20 protein-coding genes are annotated in these 18,934 nt (G+C 61.0%); 4 read left to right on the top strand and 16 right to left on the bottom strand.

Going from position 1 to position 18,934, the window contains the following annotated elements; all coding sequences use genetic code 11:
- Positions 1–170: 170 nt before the first annotated feature.
- The 4 genes from ACVJ19_RS24305 to ACVJ19_RS24290 all read left to right on the top strand — a co-directional run bounded on the left by ACVJ19_RS24305 (position 171) and on the right by ACVJ19_RS24290 (position 4,766).
- Positions 171–1,253, top strand: a complete 1,083-nt coding sequence (locus ACVJ19_RS24305; RefSeq protein ID WP_453951626.1) for an acyltransferase family protein — start codon at positions 171–173, stop codon at positions 1,251–1,253.
- A gap of 93 nt (positions 1,254–1,346) precedes the next feature.
- Positions 1,347–2,708, top strand: a complete 1,362-nt coding sequence (locus tag ACVJ19_RS24300) for a hypothetical protein (protein WP_456739444.1) — start codon at positions 1,347–1,349, stop codon at positions 2,706–2,708.
- Between the two features lie 49 nt (positions 2,709–2,757).
- On the top strand, positions 2,758–3,714 hold the full coding sequence (locus ACVJ19_RS24295; RefSeq protein WP_453951623.1) for an IS481 family transposase: 957 nt from the start codon (positions 2,758–2,760) through the stop codon (positions 3,712–3,714).
- 56 nt (positions 3,715–3,770) lie between these two features.
- The gene (locus ACVJ19_RS24290; RefSeq protein WP_453951622.1) at positions 3,771–4,766 is read left to right on the top strand and encodes a spermidine synthase; all 996 of its coding nucleotides are present in this window, start codon (positions 3,771–3,773) and stop codon (positions 4,764–4,766) included.
- Here ACVJ19_RS24290 and ACVJ19_RS24285 read toward each other — a convergent pair whose 3' ends face one another.
- From ACVJ19_RS24285 to ACVJ19_RS24210, 16 genes are all read right to left on the bottom strand, one after another.
- Complete coding sequence (locus ACVJ19_RS24285; protein WP_453951621.1) at positions 4,767–5,351, bottom strand: hypothetical protein; 585 nt, start codon at positions 5,349–5,351, stop codon at positions 4,767–4,769.
- A gap of 91 nt (positions 5,352–5,442) precedes the next feature.
- On the bottom strand, positions 5,443–5,979 hold the full coding sequence (locus ACVJ19_RS24280) for a tetratricopeptide repeat protein (protein ID WP_453951620.1): 537 nt from the start codon (positions 5,977–5,979) through the stop codon (positions 5,443–5,445).
- A gap of 207 nt (positions 5,980–6,186) precedes the next feature.
- Positions 6,187–6,585, bottom strand: coding sequence for a hypothetical protein (locus ACVJ19_RS24275; protein WP_453951619.1), 399 nt, complete (start codon positions 6,583–6,585; stop codon positions 6,187–6,189).
- 12 nt (positions 6,586–6,597) lie between these two features.
- On the bottom strand, positions 6,598–8,256 hold the full coding sequence (locus ACVJ19_RS24270; RefSeq protein ID WP_453951618.1) for a type II and III secretion system protein family protein: 1,659 nt from the start codon (positions 8,254–8,256) through the stop codon (positions 6,598–6,600).
- A 419-nt stretch (positions 8,257–8,675) separates the two neighbouring features.
- Positions 8,676–9,089 carry a TadE family protein gene (locus ACVJ19_RS24265; protein ID WP_456739443.1) on the bottom strand — a complete coding sequence of 138 codons (414 nt, stop codon included), beginning with the start codon at positions 9,087–9,089 and terminating at the stop codon, positions 8,676–8,678.
- Positions 9,089–10,423, bottom strand: a complete 1,335-nt coding sequence (locus ACVJ19_RS24260; RefSeq protein ID WP_453951616.1) for a pilus assembly protein TadG-related protein — start codon at positions 10,421–10,423, stop codon at positions 9,089–9,091. The genes ACVJ19_RS24265 and ACVJ19_RS24260 overlap by 1 nt, the downstream gene beginning before the upstream one ends.
- A 9-nt stretch (positions 10,424–10,432) precedes the next feature.
- On the bottom strand, positions 10,433–10,888 hold the full coding sequence (locus tag ACVJ19_RS24255) for a hypothetical protein (RefSeq protein ID WP_453951615.1): 456 nt from the start codon (positions 10,886–10,888) through the stop codon (positions 10,433–10,435).
- 6 nt (positions 10,889–10,894) lie between these two features.
- Positions 10,895–11,782, bottom strand: coding sequence for a type II secretion system F family protein (locus ACVJ19_RS24250; RefSeq protein WP_453951613.1), 888 nt, complete (start codon positions 11,780–11,782; stop codon positions 10,895–10,897).
- Positions 11,779–12,696, bottom strand: coding sequence for a type II secretion system F family protein (locus tag ACVJ19_RS24245; RefSeq protein ID WP_453951612.1), 918 nt, complete (start codon positions 12,694–12,696; stop codon positions 11,779–11,781). The genes ACVJ19_RS24250 and ACVJ19_RS24245 overlap by 4 nt, the downstream gene beginning before the upstream one ends.
- 11 nt (positions 12,697–12,707) lie before the next feature.
- The gene (locus tag ACVJ19_RS24240) at positions 12,708–14,144 is read right to left on the bottom strand and encodes an ATPase, T2SS/T4P/T4SS family (RefSeq protein ID WP_453951611.1); all 1,437 of its coding nucleotides are present in this window, start codon (positions 14,142–14,144) and stop codon (positions 12,708–12,710) included.
- Positions 14,141–15,337: an AAA family ATPase gene (locus tag ACVJ19_RS24235; RefSeq protein ID WP_453951610.1), complete on the bottom strand. Its 1,197-nt coding sequence runs from the start codon at positions 15,335–15,337 to the stop codon at positions 14,141–14,143. The genes ACVJ19_RS24240 and ACVJ19_RS24235 overlap by 4 nt, the downstream gene beginning before the upstream one ends.
- Positions 15,334–16,302, bottom strand: a complete 969-nt coding sequence (gene cpaB, locus ACVJ19_RS24230) for a Flp pilus assembly protein CpaB (protein WP_453951609.1) — start codon at positions 16,300–16,302, stop codon at positions 15,334–15,336. Before cpaB ends, ACVJ19_RS24235 begins: the two co-directional genes overlap by 4 nt.
- Before the next feature lies 1 nt (position 16,303).
- Complete coding sequence (locus ACVJ19_RS24225) at positions 16,304–16,810, bottom strand: A24 family peptidase (protein ID WP_453951608.1); 507 nt, start codon at positions 16,808–16,810, stop codon at positions 16,304–16,306.
- An 83-nt stretch (positions 16,811–16,893) separates the two neighbouring features.
- On the bottom strand, positions 16,894–17,040 hold the full coding sequence (locus ACVJ19_RS24220; protein ID WP_453951606.1) for a hypothetical protein: 147 nt from the start codon (positions 17,038–17,040) through the stop codon (positions 16,894–16,896).
- 197 nt (positions 17,041–17,237) lie between these two features.
- Entirely contained in the window at positions 17,238–17,438 is a 201-nt protein-coding gene (locus ACVJ19_RS24215; RefSeq protein ID WP_453951604.1) for a hypothetical protein, read from the bottom strand.
- Positions 17,439–18,576: 1,138 nt separating this feature from the next.
- A complete protein-coding gene (locus tag ACVJ19_RS24210; RefSeq protein ID WP_453951602.1) occupies positions 18,577–18,777 on the bottom strand; it encodes a Flp family type IVb pilin in 201 nt (66 codons plus the stop codon).
- Between the last annotated feature and the right edge of the window lie 157 nt (positions 18,778–18,934).

Below are 18,934 nucleotides of genomic sequence, written 5' to 3'. Positions count from 1 at the left end.
TTTATTGCCGGTATGCTCACCGTTATCGTACTTGTCGAGATTGTGAGGTCGAAGCACACCCGAGCTGGAGTGGCATGGATTAACGGCGAGCGACCGGTCATCACAGAGATATCTTTCTGGATTGCGTCGCCCTCTCGACGTTGGTGGCCTTAACGACGGGGGGCAAACCAATGCAAGATTCGCGGCCGGAGCTGCGGGCGCTAACGGGACTTCGCGGGTTAGCCGCGATTGCTGTTGCTCTTGCACATTTTCAGAACACCATTCCCGGCTACTCCGGCACCCCATTCATGTGGCACAACGCCGTCGACCTGTTCTTTTGCCTTAGCGGCTTCACCTTATCCTACGTCTACAATCCGGAGACGTTTAGGTTTTCGACTTACCTGACAGCTCGCGTCGCTCGAATCTACCCGCTATATCTAGTCTGCTTGATCGCAGCCGGCGCTCTTTACGTCTGGCCCGTTGTCATCAATCCGATCAGCTACCCTATCCGAACTGCGGTCTCAGATTTCACATTGCAGCTGGCGATGTTGAATGCGTGGCCGGTGATCGGCTCAGGCGTCCATTGGGACACCCCGGCATGGTCCCTATCTATCGAATGGTTCTGCTACTTGCTGTTGTTCCCTATTCTGCTCTTCCAGAAAGCGCTACCGTCAACATCGACTAGGCTGCTCTGCATTGTTGTCGCGACATCCGCCTCCTTCTTCTTGTTCACGTTTTTCTATGATGATCGATTGGTCACTCCGCAGCTCCACGTTGCAAAGAGCCCGTGGAGTGACTGGATTGCGCTGGCTCGTGGGGCGTTGGGATTCACAGCCGGGTGGGCTGCGTTTGCAAGCTTCCAGAAGCGCGACGGGCTTTATGTGGCTTCCACAAAATTTGCTACATTGATCTGGTGTGGAATAGCATTCGTTGTGGTGCTGGCTTATTGCGGACTGGCCAATTCACACGCGCTGATAGTCGTCTATCCCTTCGTCGTACTTGCAGCAACGGACCCGACTTCGATCACGTCGCGGTTGCTCGGCTCGAAGCCATTGCATTTCCTCGGCGTGATTTCGTACTCGATCTACATGACCCACTTTGTCATTTTCCTCGGCGCGGTGGCCTTGTTCGGCGAGCCTGCCGCCTGGCCACTCGCCGTTTATGTGATGCTGGCTGCGGCGACAGCTGTCGTGCCCGTTGGCACTTACTTTGCGATTGAAATGCCAGCCCGCAACGCCCTTCGTGGCATTCAATTCCGTCACGTTCCAATTTGAGCAAGATCCAGCCAATCAGCGCTGGTCGCCCCCGATACCGACGATCGACGAATGAAGACGAGCAGATTTCCTGAATCCATCTGATTTGCTACCTTGAACGTGTTTTTCATTGGTGCCGCAGCAAGTATCGCGGCGATTTCGAGGCCTCTTCGGTTTCTGTCATTTGCAATTTTAACGCATCGATTTGGCACCGCGTGCCCCACACGAGTCAAAAACTCCATGTCTTTCGATGACCAGGTCAATCTTCGAGCGATATCCGTGCGGGCCGTGCGCTTTGCGCCACTGGTATATCCCGTGGCGCTTTTCCTCTCGGCGTTGTTGCTGTTCGCGATCCAGCCGATGTTCGCAAAGATGGTGCTGCCGCGGCTCGGCGGCGCGGCCGCGATCTGGTCGGTCGCAATGGTCTTCTTCCAGTCGGCACTGTTGCTGGGCTACGCCTATGCGCACCTGCTCTGCCGCATGCTCTCGCCGGGTCGCTCGGCCCTCGTCCATCTTGGCCTGCTAGCGATTGCCGCCACGACATTGCCGATCCGCATTGCTTACGGCTTCGAGGCTCCGCCGCAGGGAGGGCTCGAACTCTGGCTGCTGAGCTTGTTCGCCGCATCGATCGGCCTGCCGTTCGTCGCGCTCGCCGCGACCGCCCCACTGCTGCAGAACTGGTTCGCAGCGAGCGGTCATCCCCACGTGGCAAACCCCTATTTGCTCTATGCCGCGTCCAATCTGGGGTCGTTCGCGGCCCTCATGACTTATCCCTTCATCGTCGAGCCGCTGGCCACGCTACACTCGCAGGTTCACGCGTGGTCGGTCGGCTATTTCCTCCTGGTCCTGCTGATTGCGACGGCGGCGGTGATGGTCGCCAGCGCGGACAAGCCTGCGATCCGCGAGACAACCGCGGACACGACCGCCGTTTCCAAAATAGCCGAACGCACGATGTGGACCTTGCTGGCCGCGATCCCTGCGGGCCTCGTGGTCGCGGTCACGGCGGCGATCTCGGTCGATCTTGCGGCAGCGCCATTCCTATGGGTTCTGCCGCTATCGCTCTACCTCCTGACCTTCGTGGCGATCTTCCGCGACCGTGCCTGGGTGGAACATGAGCGGGTATTGCGCATGGTGCCGTTCGCCACTGTGGCTGTGATCGTCACTGCGTCGGCGCTGGCTCGGCCGTATTTGAGTGCGCTGCTGATGATGCATCTGGCGGCCTTCTTCGTGCTTGCGCTGGCGTGCCATGGCGAGCTTTATCGCCGCCGACCGGCGCCGGCGCGGCTGACGGAATTCTATCTGTGGACCTCGTTCGGCGGGATGATCGGTGGAATCTACGCCGGGCTGATCGCGCCGCATACGTTCAACGGCGTCGCCGAATACCCAATCCTTGTCCTTGCAGTGCTACTGGCAATGCCCGGTGCGTTTGCCGGCGGGCTAGGTGTGGTCTCTCAGGAGGTTGTCCATCTGGTCTGAACCGAGGAAGCTGAGGTTGCGAAGCTTCAGTGTTCCAAGGAGAGACCAGATGAACGTGCACAAGAATGCGCCTTTGACGCCCAAAGGTCGAGAGGCGATGGTCCGAAGCGTGGTGCAAGGCGGGCTGAGCCAAGCTGGCGCGGCCGACCTGTTCAATACGACGCCGAAGACGGTCGCCAAATGGGTCAAGCGGTTCCGCGCGGAAGGTGTGGAGGGATTGCGTGATCGCTCCTCCAGGCCCCTTTCATCGCCAAGCCAAACCCCGGTCGCCACGTGCACCGCTGTGGAGGCGTTGCGCCGGCAGCGCCACACCGGCAAACAGATCGCTGCCGAGGTCGAGGTGTCACCGGCCACCGTCAGCCGCATCCTGCGCCGTTTGGGATTAAACCGGATACGCGACCTGGAGCCGGCCGAACCGGAGCGCCGCTATGAGCGCGAGACGCCCGGCGAGATGCTCCACATCGACATCAAAAAGCTCGGGCGTTTCGAGCGTGTGGGCCACCGCATCACCGGCGATCCGAGTGGTCCGAACAAGAGCCGTGGCGCTGGTTGGGATTTCGTCCACGTCTGCATTGACGACCATTCCCGCGTCGCGTTCTCCGAGATCAAGCCCGACGAGACCGCGGACAGTGCTGTTCCTTTTCTCAAGGCGGCTGTGGCTTATTACAAAAGCCTCGGCGTCACCGTCACGCGCGTCATGACCGACAATGGCAGTTGCTACCAGTCCTTCGCCTTCCGCGACGCTTGCCGGGACCTCGGCATCAAGCATATTCGCACCAAGCCCTATACACCCAGAACAAACGGCAAGGCCGAGCGCTTCATCCAAACCGCGCTTCGCGAATGGGCTTATGCCAAAGCCTATCCAACATCAGATCGGCGCGCCCAAGAGCTGCCGTTCTGGCTGCACCAATACAACTGGCACCGGCCCCACGGTGGTATAAAATCTCAAACGCCGATCAGCAGGCTCGGTTTGACCGAGGACAACCTCTTGAGGCTCCACAGCTAGGCCGGTTTCTACGGCATAGCAGCCCCGGTCTGGTATTGGCAGCGGCGATCGTCGCCATGATGTGGTTCCGCGTTCGGATGCCGGCCGGCGCCGTGGTGCCAACCGAAATCGCGCTCATTGTCCTCGCTGGCGGCATGCTGCTGCTGCGACGGCAACCAGCGTTGTTCTTCGGCCTGGCGGCGCTCGCCTTCGCGATTGCCAAGCTCGATCCACTCCTCTCGCCGATCGAGCAAGACCGCAGCTTCTTCGGCGTGCATCGCGTGGTCGAGGACCCCGCGGGGAGAGTCCGTCTCCTGATGCACGGAACGACCGCACATGGTGCCGAACGCGTTCGCAACAACGACGGGACACGGGTGCGCGGCCGTCCCGAACCAACGATGTATTACTATTTCGGCGGACCGATCGGCGACGCCATCGCAGCGGCCCGCGCCGCGCAAGGACGGCTGGCGCGCGTCGCGGCCGTTGGGCTCGGCACCGGCAGTCTCGCCTGTCATCGGCGGGACGGCGAGGCATGGACCTTCTTCGAGCTCGACCCACATGTGGCCCGCATCGCAAGCGACCCGGCGCTGTTCCGTTTCCTGTCGGAATGCGGCCAGCACACGCGCATCGTGCTCGGGGACGCGCGGCTGACGCTCTCGGCGTCACCGGAGCACTATGATCTCATCGTGCTCGACGCGTTCTCCTCCGACGCAATTCCCGTGCACCTGCTCACGCGCGAGGCGTTCGCCGGATATCTGTCGCACCTGACCGCGCACGGCGTCATCGTGGTGCACATCTCGAATCAGCATATGTCGCTGTGGGGACCGACAGCCGCGGTCGGCGCTGCGGAAGGCCTCGTCGCTTTCGGCAAGGATGAAATTCCAACGAACCACGGCGACGACGATACGCGGACGCGCACACAGGTGGTCGTGCTTGCTCGGGACGTGCAGGATCTCGGTGATCTGCCGGCGCAGCCAGGATGGAAGCGCCTCGATCCCAACGCGCGCACGGCCTGGACCGACGACTATGCCAACGTCCTCGGCGCCGTAATCGACCGGAAGTTCAGGCGCTGATCAGACCTCGGTTGCCGCAGCCGTCCGGCGGGGCCGCAGCCACCTGCCCAAGGCTCCAATTTCCTTTCCAACGGCCTGGAAATACAGCAGGTGCGTGATCGCAAAGGACAGAAGGCAAGCCCCAAGAATCGTCGCCATGACGTACAGGCCGGCACCGGTCGGGACAGCGAACGGTCCAAGCGAAGCTTGCGCCGTGGTCGGCACGCCCGACTGCCAGGCGAAGAGCAGAAATCCCGCATAGCCTGCGCTCAGGTGCGTTGCGATGGTGAACGCGGGCCTGGCGTTGGCTGCGAGCCCGAGGCAGGCCAGCAGGAACAGCGGCAGCGCGACGCCGAAGAGCTGGAAACCGTCGATCCCAACAATCCCGCTGAGCAATGCGTGGCTGCGTTGGAAGATGCCGAAGATCCGGAGATTGACGAACCAGAGCAGTTCGGAGTTCGGCGCATATTGCAGGGCCTGCACCGCCAGTTCGGCGCCAAGGGTGGCCGCGAACAGCACGCACGGACCGATGAATTGCAGCTTGAAAAGGCGATTCATGAAACAAGCCATACGTGTATGAAAACGTCTGGCTTTTCTTAGTTCCAAAGCATTTAACTTGTCTTAACGCGTCCCTGCACCGGAGCCACCAAGTACAAAAACGCCATTAAAAACAGGCTACTGCGGCAAGGTTCTCAGCTCATGGCTGATTGTTCGGCGGCCGTTCGATGAACTTCCGGCTACCGTTGAGAAGCTCAAGGTTGTTGGCGATGACCGGGTTGCCCGGATCGAGCGAATACGCCTTCTCGAACTTGCGCCGCGCGCCATTCAGATTGCCGCGCAGCATGAGGGAATATCCCTGGTCATTCAGGATCTGCACGGTCTCGCCGCCAAGCCGGATCGCCTGCGCATAGGCCTGATCGGCAAGATCGAACCTGCGTATCCGGTCATAGCTTGCCGCGAGCCCAACCCAAGCGGTCACGTCCTTCGGCGACTTCTCGACCGCGTCCCTGAAGTAGCGCTGGGCCATTCCGTAGTTGCCGCGGTTGAAATGCTCCAGCCCGAGCCGCACGGGCTCGTCGGAGGGATAGTATTTGACGTCGGTCGGCTCCTGTACGGGGTCGCCGCCCGGCGGATCCACGGGGGCGACGATCGCGGCCTCCCGCGTCGTGTAGTCGCAGGCGGCAAGGCCCACGGCCAGCCAGCAACAGGCGAGCGCCGGAACGAGACGACGCAATGCGCGTCCCGTGCTCCAGCCCCGGCGAACTCCCTGCATCGTTCCAAAGATCATCGCGAAACAACCTACGAGTAACAGGCGGCGCGACCGAAACCGCTACGCCACGAACAGACCTTCACATCCCCGGCTCCGAAGTCCCCGCCCCCTGGCTCGATCAGCCGATCCAATGGGGTCGGTTGCGCTCGAGGGATCGAGATCTTCGGCTCCTTACCTGCCCCCTCCGACCCCGACGGCCACCGATCCTCCGGTCCCCGCTCCCAATCCGGTTGCGTTGACATTCTGAATTGTGGTGACGGGCGGCGGCTGGCCCATCGCCTTGGTCGGATCGCCCATGTCCGGAAGCTGATCAAGCGGACGCTGCTGATTGCCGTAGCGCGTTATGGCCCCGCCCGTGCGCCGGGCGTCGTACGCGATCCTGCGATCGCCGACGTATCGGGGCCATGGATGGATCGTGTGGGTGGCAGCGTTGACTTCCTTGGCGTTGCCGGCGCTCATCGTGATGGTGTCGGACCGCTGGAAGTAACGGTCCATCTCGTCATTGCCGGCAACCCCGTAGCAGCCTCCGAGCAGCAAGGGTGCGAGCAGTGCCAGATACCTGATGGTCATCCCTCGCCTCCTCTAGTTCAGGGTCTTCACGACCGGTTGGTTTGCACCAACGGCCGGTGGCGGAACAGGCACGATCGCATTGGGCGCGATGATGTGGCCGTAAGGCCCTTTCACTTCGCCGCCGGAATTGACGTAGTCGTCGTAACGCTTGCGGACTTCCATCTGGCCATTGAGGAAGAAGTCGACGTCGTTGGCCGGCAGGCGCGAGTCGAGCGGCGATGCCAGTTGCTGGCCGGGCGCCGCAGGCGCGACCAGGCGCGGCGTCACGATGATGACGAGATCGGTTTCTTCCTGCTGGTACGACTTGCTGCTGAACAGGGTTCCAATCACGGGCACCGAGCCGATCCACGGCAATTGCGAGACGTCCTGCCGGTTGCGGGTCTGCAAGAGGCCGGCGATCGCAAAGCTCTGGCCGTCGCGCAGTTCGACGGTGGTGCGCGCGTCGCGGCGGGTCAGTGACGGAACAGTGGTGCCCTGGATCGAGATCGCATTGGCAAAATCGAGCTCGCTGACCGAGGGCTCGACCCGGAGGTTGATCACGCCGCGCGAGAGCACGGTGGGCACGAAGGCCAGCTCGACACCGAACTTCTTGTACTCGATCGTGACGGTGGGAAAACCGCTCGTCGTGTTGCTCGGAATCGGGACCGGAAACTCGCCGCCGGCCAGGAAGCGCGCGGCATCTCCGGAAAGCGTGGTCAAATTCGGCTCTGCCAGCCGGCGAGCCAGTCCCTTGGTTTCCAGGGCCGTAATCAGCAGGTCCACCGAGCCGCCGTTGCTGGTCCTCAAGATGCTGGTCAGCAGGCTTCCGAACGGGGCTGGAGATATGCCGCCGGCGGAACCTATGAGCGTGCCTGCCGTAGCAAGCAGGGGAAGGCTGCCTGTGGGAGGAGCGCCAACAGGACCCCCTCCCGTGCCTAGGGGGCCATTTGCGGTATTGATACCACCAATAGGATCCCGCCCCGCTGCCGTGTTCAACGATCCCCGTCCGGTATTCGCAACGTTGGTGCCATTGGCGTTCGCCGCATAAAGGTTCACACCGAGGTCACGGCCGGCCTGCCGGTTGACCTCGAGGAAGCGCACCTCGAGCATCACCTGCTGCGGTGCCGCAACGCTCATGGCGTTGACGACGATGCCGCCCTCGGGAACAATGCCCTTGGCAATCGTCAGCGCCCGCTCCGCGGCGACCGCATCGGCGGCCATTCCGCTCAGCACCACCTGGCCCTGCGATGCGGAAACGCGAATGCCGCGCGTGCCCGTGCCGGACTGGATGTTCTGCTGCAGGTTGCCGATGTCGACGGTCACCTCGACATCGAGAATGCCGATCTGCTTCATCGAGCTGTCGAACAGGATGACGTTGGTGGTGCCGGTCTTCTTGCCCTGGACGTAGATGAGGTGGTCGGTCAGCGACTTCACGTCCACGATGTCAGGCGAGCCCGCGACGATCGACGCAAATGCCGTATCGACCCTGAAGGTGCGCGACTTGTTGACCGTCACCCTGACCCGCTGGACGTCGTTCATCTCGCTGACAAAGACGCCGCTGGAGGAGTCCCGACGCTCAGCCGCCCGCGCGCGATCCGCCGACGGGAAAAAGGCGAGCGCAGCGCCAAGAGCCACCAGGCTTACGGCGAAAAGACCACGTTCCGCGTTACCCCACACGCGACCGCCACTCATTTCGAATCCCCTCCACCGCGGATATCGCGGCTACATCCCGTAAATTTACGATCCCCGGCGTTCTGGCCACTCTCCTTCGCACATCACGCCGCGGAGCTTACAATGTGTCCGATTACAAATAGTTACCGATGAATTCGCTTTACTGGCGCGCTGGAGAAGGTACGAACCCACCCTGCCCCGGCGCCGCCAGCCGCAAAACGCGGCCCGGAGATAATCCCCTGCCGCACCCGTGGTTTGCAAGGAAAGACCGTCATCCGGTTGCGGCAAGGCCAGAGAAAACTTCCCGATGTTGCCAGCGCGCACCACTTTGGGGGCATGGCTGGGGCCTGCGGGCTGGCCGACGGACAGCCGCCACGCGCTGCGGACGATCGACGCAGCAACCACGCCGATTCGGCGGCAACGAATCGCCGGCCGGATGGCTAGAACGGGACCTTGGTGGAGGCGCTCGGATTGTTGAACGATGCGCCCCATATCGTTGGCCACAACATGGTGAAACCCGATGCCGACGCCGTAACCGTAACGGCGGAACCTGACGTCACCGTATTCACGGTAGGCGTGGCACCGTTGGCATACACGAATGGGGCAAGCGCCTGCTTCTGCGCGAGCGTGGTGTAGTCACCGCTGCAGGTCGGGGTTGTCTTGGTGAGTACGGCGTTCGTGTAGCAGTCGTTGATCATGGCGGCCCGCGCTGCGGCGCCCGCCAGCGACCGCAACGACTGCATCGTGATGACGTAACGTCCGAGATCGATGACGGCGTAAATCAGCGTGAAAACCGCCACGGCGACAACGCAGAATTCCAACGCCGCAACGCCGCGCTGATCGAGCTTCCTCATCATTGCACCAGTCGAACGATTTGACTTGTGGGTTTAGAGGTTGCGGGACATCCTGAATTGTCAAAACTCGAGTTGCCGGACAGGGTGACCGCGTATGCAATGACCTCGGTGCAAGTGCCGGAACTCACGGCGCTGCCGGTGTATGTAACGGGAGTGTTCGGTACGTACATGATCCCCTTGAAGTAGCTCGAGGAGTTGCCGCTGATATTGATACCTTGCTTGCTGTACGGTTCCGGATCGTAGATCAGCAGCTTGCTCATCAAGCCGACAACCGTCGACATCGAGGCCGGCACTTGCGTGATCGCAACGGTATCCGGCGCGGTGAGCTGGATCGTCGGGTTGCCCGTGATTGTCAACGTCGCGCCTTTATCTCCGTTGCTTAGAAATTTCGGAGGCAGCAAGATCAAGGTCGCCGTTCCACTTATAGTGACATCACCGTTGATCTTGATGTCGCCCGTCAGGAAATAGACACCGCTCAAGGTCGCGCTGCCCGACGGCCACGTCGTGTTGTAACAAGGCGCGGTAGTGCCATTATCGGGCCCATACGCTTTCAGCGTTCCACCGCAACTGCCGCCTGTGAAGCTGGCCTTGGTCAATGCCGAAATCGCCGTAGTCAGCCCACTCAGGGGATCAGGTGCCGCCGGCGCATAAGTGATTGCCTTGCTGCATTGGGAGCCGCCCGTCTGAGCGCACCCGCCCTGCCCCGAGATTGATCCCGCGTTGCTCACGTCGAGCCCGTTACCGGTGAAGTCCAGCGAGTTTTGGGCAGTACTGTTCGATGCCAGCCCGCAATTCGGAGACGTCACGGTCGTACTGCCCTGAAAGCTCAGAGGGTCATGAAGACTCAGGACGCACGGATTCGCCAATTGGATGACCCGAGCAATAGCCGTCGCGGCGATGGTCACCGTGGAATAACCAAGCACCTTTGCCAAGTAGGCTGACTGTGTTTGGCTGACCGTGGCTTGGACACCGTTCGACCCCACGGCCGCGATGGTTACGCTCTGAGTTGCGCCGCTCGGAAGGGTGCCACATTGGCGGCCGGGGTACGAGGTACCGTCGCCCGTGGTGCAGAAGGCGTTTTGTGACGCAAATTGCTTGCCGCGATAGTCCATCGACCGCGTATCGGCCGGGCAGAGAGATGAGCCGGCCGTCGAGCAGGCCAGCCACAAGCCGCCGGCATAGGCTGCCGCGTCAGCGGCACTCTGCGCGCGCTGCTTGGTGACATACCACGATCCCGCCTCGCCTCCGAGTGCCATAAATCCGACCACCGGCACTAAGGCGGCGGCGACTGCGAATGCAGTCGAACCTCGACGGCAACGGAGCAGCTTGAGCATGAAACACTCCTATTGAAACCGCTCTGAATAAGGCAGCGTGAACGTACATCCGCCAGTGCCACTCTTGCACAACAATGCTTTCATCACGATCGGTGCAATGGTGACGGAGGTTGAGTACGAATAATATCTGGGCGTCACATTGTTGCCGGCGGAACAGACGGTACTGCTGTCGCCGCACATGATCTGAAAATTGGAAATGGGATATTTGGGATCGGCCTTGGCAACCGCGGCTGCCGTCCAACTCGACGCGCTCGTGACATCAGTCGGCGGGGAGTACTGGATGGAGTATCCGAAGTTACGCAATGCCTGCCGCGCGGATATGAACTGAAAGCCGGCGACCGCAATGTCAGCAAGCGGCAGAATTATGATCAACATCAGGAAAAGCCAGACGGCCGGGACCTCCAACGCGACGGCGCCGCGTTGATCCGCCAGGAAAGAAGCTTTGCTCGTCGCTCCCGTCCGCATTGGGATTCACCTCAACGCATGAATGAGGTTCAGCATCGGCCCGCCGCCCAGGATGACGAACATGGCCGGAAGCAGGAACAGCACCATCGGAAGAGTCAGCTTGGCGCCCAGCTTGTGGGCTCGTTCTTCCAGCTTGGTGATGCGTTCCCGGCGCAGGTCGGCAGCGATGGCGCGCAGGGCCTGGCTCAACGGCGTTCCGTATTGCAGGCTCTGGCTGATCATGGTGCCGAAGCGGCGAAGTCCCTCCGACCTCGCTCCCAGCTTCTCGAACGCGTCAAAGCGATTTGGCAGGATCCTGAGATCATCGAGCAGATCGGTCAGGACGGCGGCCATGGGGGGATTGGTCTGGTGGATCTCAGCCGCCACACGCTGCAGCGCGCTTTCGAGGCCCATTCCCGCTTCGCTGCACACAACCAGCAAATCGATGGCATCCGGCATGCCGAGCCGAATGGCAGCGTCAAAACGCCGCTTCAGCCTCAACATGATCAGTCGCGGCCCCATGATCCCGATCACAACGCCAACAAGCGTGAAGACCAGCAAGTTCGCCCCCGATAGCTGCGCAAAGAGGAAGGCAGCAATCGGGACCGCGAACATGCAGAAGATCTTGACACCGATCCAGATCGAGAGGGTTCGATGATGATTGAAACCAGCCGACTGAAGGATCGTTCGCAGTTCCTCGATATTTTCCTCGGCATAGAAGCGCCGATAGCGCGCGCCCAGCGATGAAAACCAACCGACAATGTCCTTGGAGCGCGCCGTCTGGTCAGGGATACCCAGCACCGCGTTCGACACACGTGTGTCCAATGCACGAAAGTGCATTTCGCGGATGAGCAACAGGAAGGTCGCAGTCGCAGCTGCGATGGCGAGAGCGACCAGGCCGAGACTTGCGGTCATAGCGCCGTATCCCTTCTGATCATCCAACGGATCACGAAGTGCCCGATAACCACCGAGGTGACCGCGTAGGCCAGCATCACGTTTCCGGCCGGATCACGGAACAGGATATCGATGGTTTCCGGATTGAGCGAGTAAATCACGCCACCGACGATGAACGGCGCGAGTGAAAGTGCGCGTGACGAAAAGATCACCTCTGCGGCGAGAGCCTTCGCGCGAGCAGCCAGCGCAACACGCTGCCGCACGGTATCTCCGAGGATCTGCAGGGTCTCGGCCAAACTGCCGCCCGACTTCAACTGCACCGCAAGCGTCACTGCGAAGATGCCGTACTCCGCCACTTGCGTTCGCCGATAGATGCCTTCAATGACGTCCTCCGGCGGCCTGCCCAGATTCAGTTCGCTGCATGCGATCGCAAACTGCCCGGCAGTCGGTTGCGGCATATCGCGGGCGATGGTTCGGAATGCTTCGTGGACGGGCAACCCCGACCGAACGGTACTCGTGACGAGCTGGACCGTGTCAGGCAGTTGCCGGAACAGTCCGTCGGTAAAGCTACGCTGCTGCCATCCGAACAGGCCTCGCACCACCATGATGGCTATAAATGCAGCCACGATGGACACCTTGAGCGTGGAAAATTGCAGCGGGTTTACGGCAAACCAGAATGCCGCGGCTGCGATGAAACCGGCAAGCAGCACATAGGCCGGGCGCCAGGCGTAAGGGATCTCGGGCCGGTAATTGACCAGGCGGTGCAGAAACTGCGAGCGGGATCCGGTCTCCGCACGACGAATTGACGGCAGGCCGGCCGTATGCGAGGCGGGCAGAGCTATCGCGAGCTGACGATCGACGCGTCGCTGTCGGGCATCGAGCACCAACGTCGTGCAAGACGCGCACACGAGCAGCCCAAGGACAATGACGATCACAGAAATCGGTATCATATTTGCCCCATCGCGTCGGCCCAGGCTCGCTCGAGCCCATAATAGACAAGACGGCTCTTGAATTTCGGGACCGCGTTGGTCGACTTGTAGGTGCCCCGGATCCTGCCGTGAACGTCTTCCTCCCGGTACTCGAACACGGCGATGTCGTTGGTCGTGATCACCTCGCCTTCCAGGCCGACCACCTCGCTGATCTGGACAATGCGGCGCTGTCCATCCCGCATGCGTTCGACCTGAACGATGATGTCCAATGCAGCGACGATCTGGGTCCTGATCGCCCGCGATGGCAGATTGACCTGCCCCATCTGCACCATGTTTTCGACGCGTGTCAGGGCGTCGCGGGTGCTATTGGCATGCACGGTGGAAATCGAACCGTCATGGCCGGTGTTCATCGCCTGCAGCATGTCGAATGCCTCGGCGCCGCGCACCTCGCCCACCACGATCCGGTCCGGACGCATGCGCAGCGCGTTCCAGAGCAGATCCCGCTGCGTCACCTGCCCCGTGCCTTCGAGGCTGGGAGGCCGCGTCTCCAGGCTGATCACGTGCGGCTGCTGCAGCTGCAACTCCGCGGCATCCTCGATGGTGACAACGCGCTCGCCGTGATCGATGAACTGGCTCATGGCGTTGAGCAGCGTGGTCTTGCCGGAGCCGGTACCGCCGGAGACCAGCACATTGAGCCGGCAGCGGGAAGCGACCTCCAGCAGCTGGCCGATGCCCGGGCTCATCGAACCGTTCTCGATCAATCCGGCGATGTTCAGCCGCCGGGCCGAGAATTTGCGGATCGAGATGCAGGGGCCGTGAATTGCCAGCGGCGGAAGAATGATGTTGACGCGGCTGCCGTCCGGCAGGCGGCAGTCGACCATCGGACTGGATTCGTCGACGCGGCGGCCGACCTGCGCGGCGATCTTCTGCGCCACCGACGCGATGTGGTCATTGTCGCGGAAGCGGACCGCGACCCGCTCCAGCTTGCCGCTTCGCTCGACATAGATGCTGCTCGGTCCGTTGACCATCACATCGTTGATCGACTCATCCAGCAGGAGCGGACGCAGCGGTCCGTAGCCGGTCATGTCGTCGGCAATCTCGTCCGCCAGCAGAAGCTGTTCGCGACCCGACAGTTCGAGCCGCTCCTGATTAGCGATGCCGTGGATGATTTCCTCGATCTGCCGCCGCAGAACGTCGCGCGGAACCGTTGCAGCCGCCGATGGCTCAATCTGCTCGATAACGCGTTCGCGCAGCGATGCTGACATCACTGGATGGTGAATAGGCGGTTCGTCGCGCCTCGGCGTCGCGCTTGGCGCCGATGCAGGCAAGCTTGGAGCCGACGGCGGCGCGCTTGCCGTCGATGCAGTGAAGCTTGGCGGCGATTCAGGCAGGTCCGGCGCCAATGAAGGCAAGCGAGCCACCAGGTCGTCTGCGCGCCTTCCGAATTTTTTCATAGCCCAAGCAGCCTCCGCAAGCGTCCCTTCCGCTGCCCGCCGACACCGGCGATCTCCCGCACGATCGGGGCAAGGTAACGTCGCAATCCCCTGACGTGCTTGAGTGCTGGAATTCCGAGATTGACGGCCTGGGTCATCCCCTTTCCGAGATCGGGGATCACCATGTCCGGCTCCGCGCCCAGGGCCTTGACGATCGTGGCCCTGGGAAGGCCCCCGGGCCGATTGGCGCGATTGAGCAAGGTAAAGACCCGATCCTTGCCGGCGATGTTGGTGACGGCGGTGCGGAGGGCGTGGGCATTGCGAAGTCCGGTCACTTCGGCTTCCAGCAGCACAAGCACGTGACGCGAAAGCGTGATGACCGGATGGATCGACGGCCCAAACGGGACCGGCACGTCGACGACAATGTAGTTGAAGCGTTGACGGAGCAGACCCAACACGTGTCGCACGCCCGCTTCGGTGACGTTGAGCTGTGCATCCAGATCTTCATCGGCCGAAATCAGGCAAACCCGGTCGTTGACCTCGATCGCGGCGCGTTCGAGGAACAGCGTGTCCGCCCGCATCGGGTTTTCCAGGGCAATCCGGAGCCCCGGCCCGGGCTGAACACCCAACATGACTGCCGTTTCACCGTTCTGCAGATGAAGGTCAAGCAACGCAACCTTGGCCTTGGTGGCATCGGCGAGCTGCAGGGCGAGATTGATGGCGATGCTGGTTGCTCCGGCGCCTCCCTGTGCCCCGCAGATCGAGATCACATGCCCGCCACGATCGGCCTGACCGGTCGGCACGTCGCCGAGCAGCTTCGGGCGCAGCAGGTCCATGACCATGTCGCGCGTGAGCGGCTTCGGAAGGTACTCGGTCACACCGGTTTCCATGAGCTCGCGGTAGAAAGTGATCTCCCTGCTCTCACCGATCAAGGCAACTCGGACATCGGGTGGACAGACTCTTGCCAACCTTTCCAGTTCGGTAAACGGGTCATCGAAACCACTGATGTCGACCACCAGCGCAAACAGCTCAGTGTCGGTTTCGAGCATCCGTATCGCATTGCTAATCGTGCCGCGCCTGATCGCCAGGTTGCTGCCTTCGAGACCCTTGCGCAGAGCCGCGGCACTTAGCTCGTCATCGACGAAACAGACGACACGGTCGCGCGCGACAACCGATAGAGCTTCAGGCGCACTTACCATTGCCATGTTCATCATCTTTTCTCCTGCAACTTGGCGGCGGAACCTGCCGCCGCCGTTGTAGTCTGGCGGGCAACCTCGGGCGACCCATCGCAGCTCACGCTGGTGATGCTGTTTCCTGTGTCTTCCTTCCTGACCGAGAACTCCTTACGCTCGCCGCCGGAATGAACCACCACCGCGGTCGTCTGGCCGGCAATTGCATTCTGGCGGGCAAGCTCAGGCGATACATCGCAGCTCGACATGGCTCCGCCGTCTGCCTTATCCCATTGGTCGACAGCCGCGCGCACGGACAGCGAGAGCGTCCCGAGTTGCTTTGCGACAGTGATCTTCTTGACCTGATCCGGACCGAGCTCCAGCGACACGGTTTGCGCCTGTTTGCCTGTCACGGCGGCGACGCCGCGCCCGCCTTGCACAATCTCCTGGTCGATAGCGATGACGCGAACATTGCGGAGGACGGTTTCGCTCAGGGCACGGCGCGCCGGAGTTGCCTTCTCGAACACCTGGGTCAACAAGACATCCACGTAATCACCCGGCCTGATCAGGCCCGAGACGCCAGACTCCTCGTCAACCTTGATGCTGATGGCACGGCTGTCTGGCGCAAGGACGCTGGCGAGAAAGCCCCGATCCTTTGGGCGCAAGATGTCTTGCAAAGTCACAGGACTGCCAGCATCGACGAATTTGCGAACCAGAGCACCAGGAAGTCCAGCCTTGGAGTCGGGCGTCTCAAGAATCGCCCCTGCTGGAACATGCTCCGGCGCTGCCGTTCGGACCGCGAAGTCTTCGTCACGGGCCAGTGTGCCCCTCGGCAGCGCACGCGCCGCAACGAAATAACCGACAGTCGCGGGCCCAGCCGCCGGCGGCGCGCCCTCCGCGACTGCCACGGGGACCTGCTTCGGCTGGTTCATGTTGTAGGCAATGAGCCCGAACGCGGTGGCTGCGAGCAGCAGGACCACGATGATCGAAAGACGCAATGCAGATGACATCTCAAAATCCTTTGCTCAAAATCGTCCAGATGCCACCGCAGGCTATGGCAACGCCGTACGGCAGCGGTGCGTGCCGCAAATGGCGCCAGCGTTCTACCGCGTAGACCCGCCGCGCGAGCGACGATCCGGCGGGAGCCAATTTCGGATATGGCAGGTTGCGCATCACTAGATGCGCGAGGGCAAGAACGCCGCCGGCCAGCGCGGTGATGGTCAACAACTCGATCACACCCGTCAGCGGGAGGCCAACCGCCAGGGCAACCAGCAACTTGACGTCGCCGCCGCCAACCGCTCCCCGTATGTAGACAACCAACATCAGCAGAAACAGGATCGCAGCGGCGATCAACGACTCCGCGATTTGCATCGAGCTGCCCAATTGGCTGGCTATTCCGAGCAGCGCCAGAGCCAGACAGATCTCGTTTCGGATGAGTCGCGTCGCGACATCGATCGTCGCCACATACAGCAACAAGAGGATTTGCAGAACCGAGACTATGGGAACAATCCAACTCATCAAAAACACGCCTCACAACAGTAAAGAATGCGCGGCTTCAAAACGGGTACGGTCGATTCAAACGTCTCCTTCCGACGGCAATATTAAACTCCAGCTGCAGTGGCGATGGCAGCGCTGATCGCGGTCACCGTGCCCGTCAGCGCTGCCGAGACATCGTTGCCGGGACCGAACACTGCGATCCCTACGACGACAACGCAGACAGCGAGGATCACGTATTCGAAGGACGCCACACCGCACCTGTCCGTACGGAGAAGCCTCGAAGCATCAATGATCTTTTCGCAATACCCCAACACCGGAAAAATCCTTCGTTGGCTTGAGGAGTTTCAAAAACGAGACGTCCGTTCAGTCCGACCTGTAAAATGAAATCCTGAGTATATGGGCAGCGGGTGCGGGGGAAGGCGCCGCCCCCCCCGTTCCAGCAGTCAAATCAGAGGCCAGCCATAGCGGTCGAGATCTTGGTGATCCCGGAGGTCAGAGCAGTCGAGATGCTGGTGTCGCTCTTGAACACCGCGATCACCACGGCGACGATGCAAGCCGCGACGATGATGTACTCGAACGACACCACGCCCTTCTTGTCGGCGACCAGATTCTTCAGAGCTTCCGTGGTCTTGATGTAGTATTTAAGCATAGGAAAAAATCCCTTTTACGATGAATTTACGCATTCCGTTGGCCAGTAAATCCGGTGCCAACCGGAATTTATTTATAATGTCTCGACAGTTGACTGTCATCCGTTAATCGTTCGTTAACCCTACCGAGGTAGCTCGCGAGCCCCTCACCCGTATGGGTTGTCGCACGGACAATGGCCGGGATCCCTTGAGATGACTGGGAATTTCCAACGCCCGGCAACCTCACTGGAGCCGTTCCGTGTGAATACGGGCGGGGGTTCTTGGGGTGCGAACGCAAAGGAAATACCGCGACAAAACGCCCGAAGGGTTACCGTGGCTTCACAGCGCATGCGCAATGTAGCAAGGGCTTTCCGCGCAAATTCCTGTCAGCTCATGCGCAGGATACACCTGGCTAGACGGCAGCTTGTGACCGGGGAAGCAACGTCGAAACCGATTTGGCAGCCGTGCCGGTGCCGAAATCCGGGTCGCGCGCGCGCATGACCGGCCAGCATTTCAGAGAAACATCGAGCGGGTAGACCTACTACAAAATATCCGCATTTTCTGGATGCGCGTACCGGACGAGTCCGCCAGATCGTGAAGCGAAAGTCGCGAATAGCGGATGAGAAAGCCGGCCCAAAGCCCGGCAGTGAATCGATGAACGTCGGAATGCGCTGGAAGATCAGATACTGTAGAACAGCTGTAGTCATCCAAGATGCGGCTTTGCTTTCAGCTCCTCGAGCCTGTCCACTGCGACGCGCGGAATGCCTGGTGGCGTGTGCCCACAGCAGGCACGATCACCGCGGTCGCGACAAACGAGAGCGACGATACCGCGACGAATGCTGTCCGGGCTGCGGAAATAATTTCGGCCGCGCTGCAACCGATGCGATGAAAGGGCCGGCTAACGGACCGGCAATGAACAACGGCGCAGCCAGTGCGAAAGCGTCGACATAGCGCGCATGAAGCAAGTGTCTGCCAAATGACCGCGAGCAGCGCAGCAATCCTGAACGGAGACAGCTGGAGCCCGCCGCGCCGGACGTAGGCAACGCCAGCCAGACTGTAACGGGAATCTGGCGTGCCTAAGTCCAGCAGCCTCCACTCGCCGATATTTCAAAGCATCGCCCGAAAGGTTCAGGACCCGACTGCCCTCTTCGAGCAGTCAGATCAAAGGCCAGCCATCGCGGTCGAGATCTTGGTGATTCCCGCGGCCAGAGCAGTCGAGACGCTGTTGTCAGTCTTGAACACAGCAATCACCACGGCGACGATGCAAGCCGCAACGATGATGTACTCGAAAGACACCACGCCGTCCTTGTCCGCGCGCAGCCGCTTCAAAGCTTCCGTGGTCTTGATGTAAAACTTCGACATAGGAAAATCCTTTTTACTCAGACGAATTTACAAACCGATGGCGCGCAATCCCGCCGCCACCGTTAAGATTTATAATATCTTGCCTAAAGTTGTCACCGTAAATTTTTCTTTAACCCTACTGTGGCAGCCGTTTCCGTATTTACACCGGAGGACGCGC

It is taken from the genome of Bradyrhizobium sp. USDA 376, from assembly GCF_054063675.1.
The sequence above is the reverse complement of the archived record's forward strand: the minus strand, read 5'-3'. Positions and strand labels throughout refer to the sequence as shown.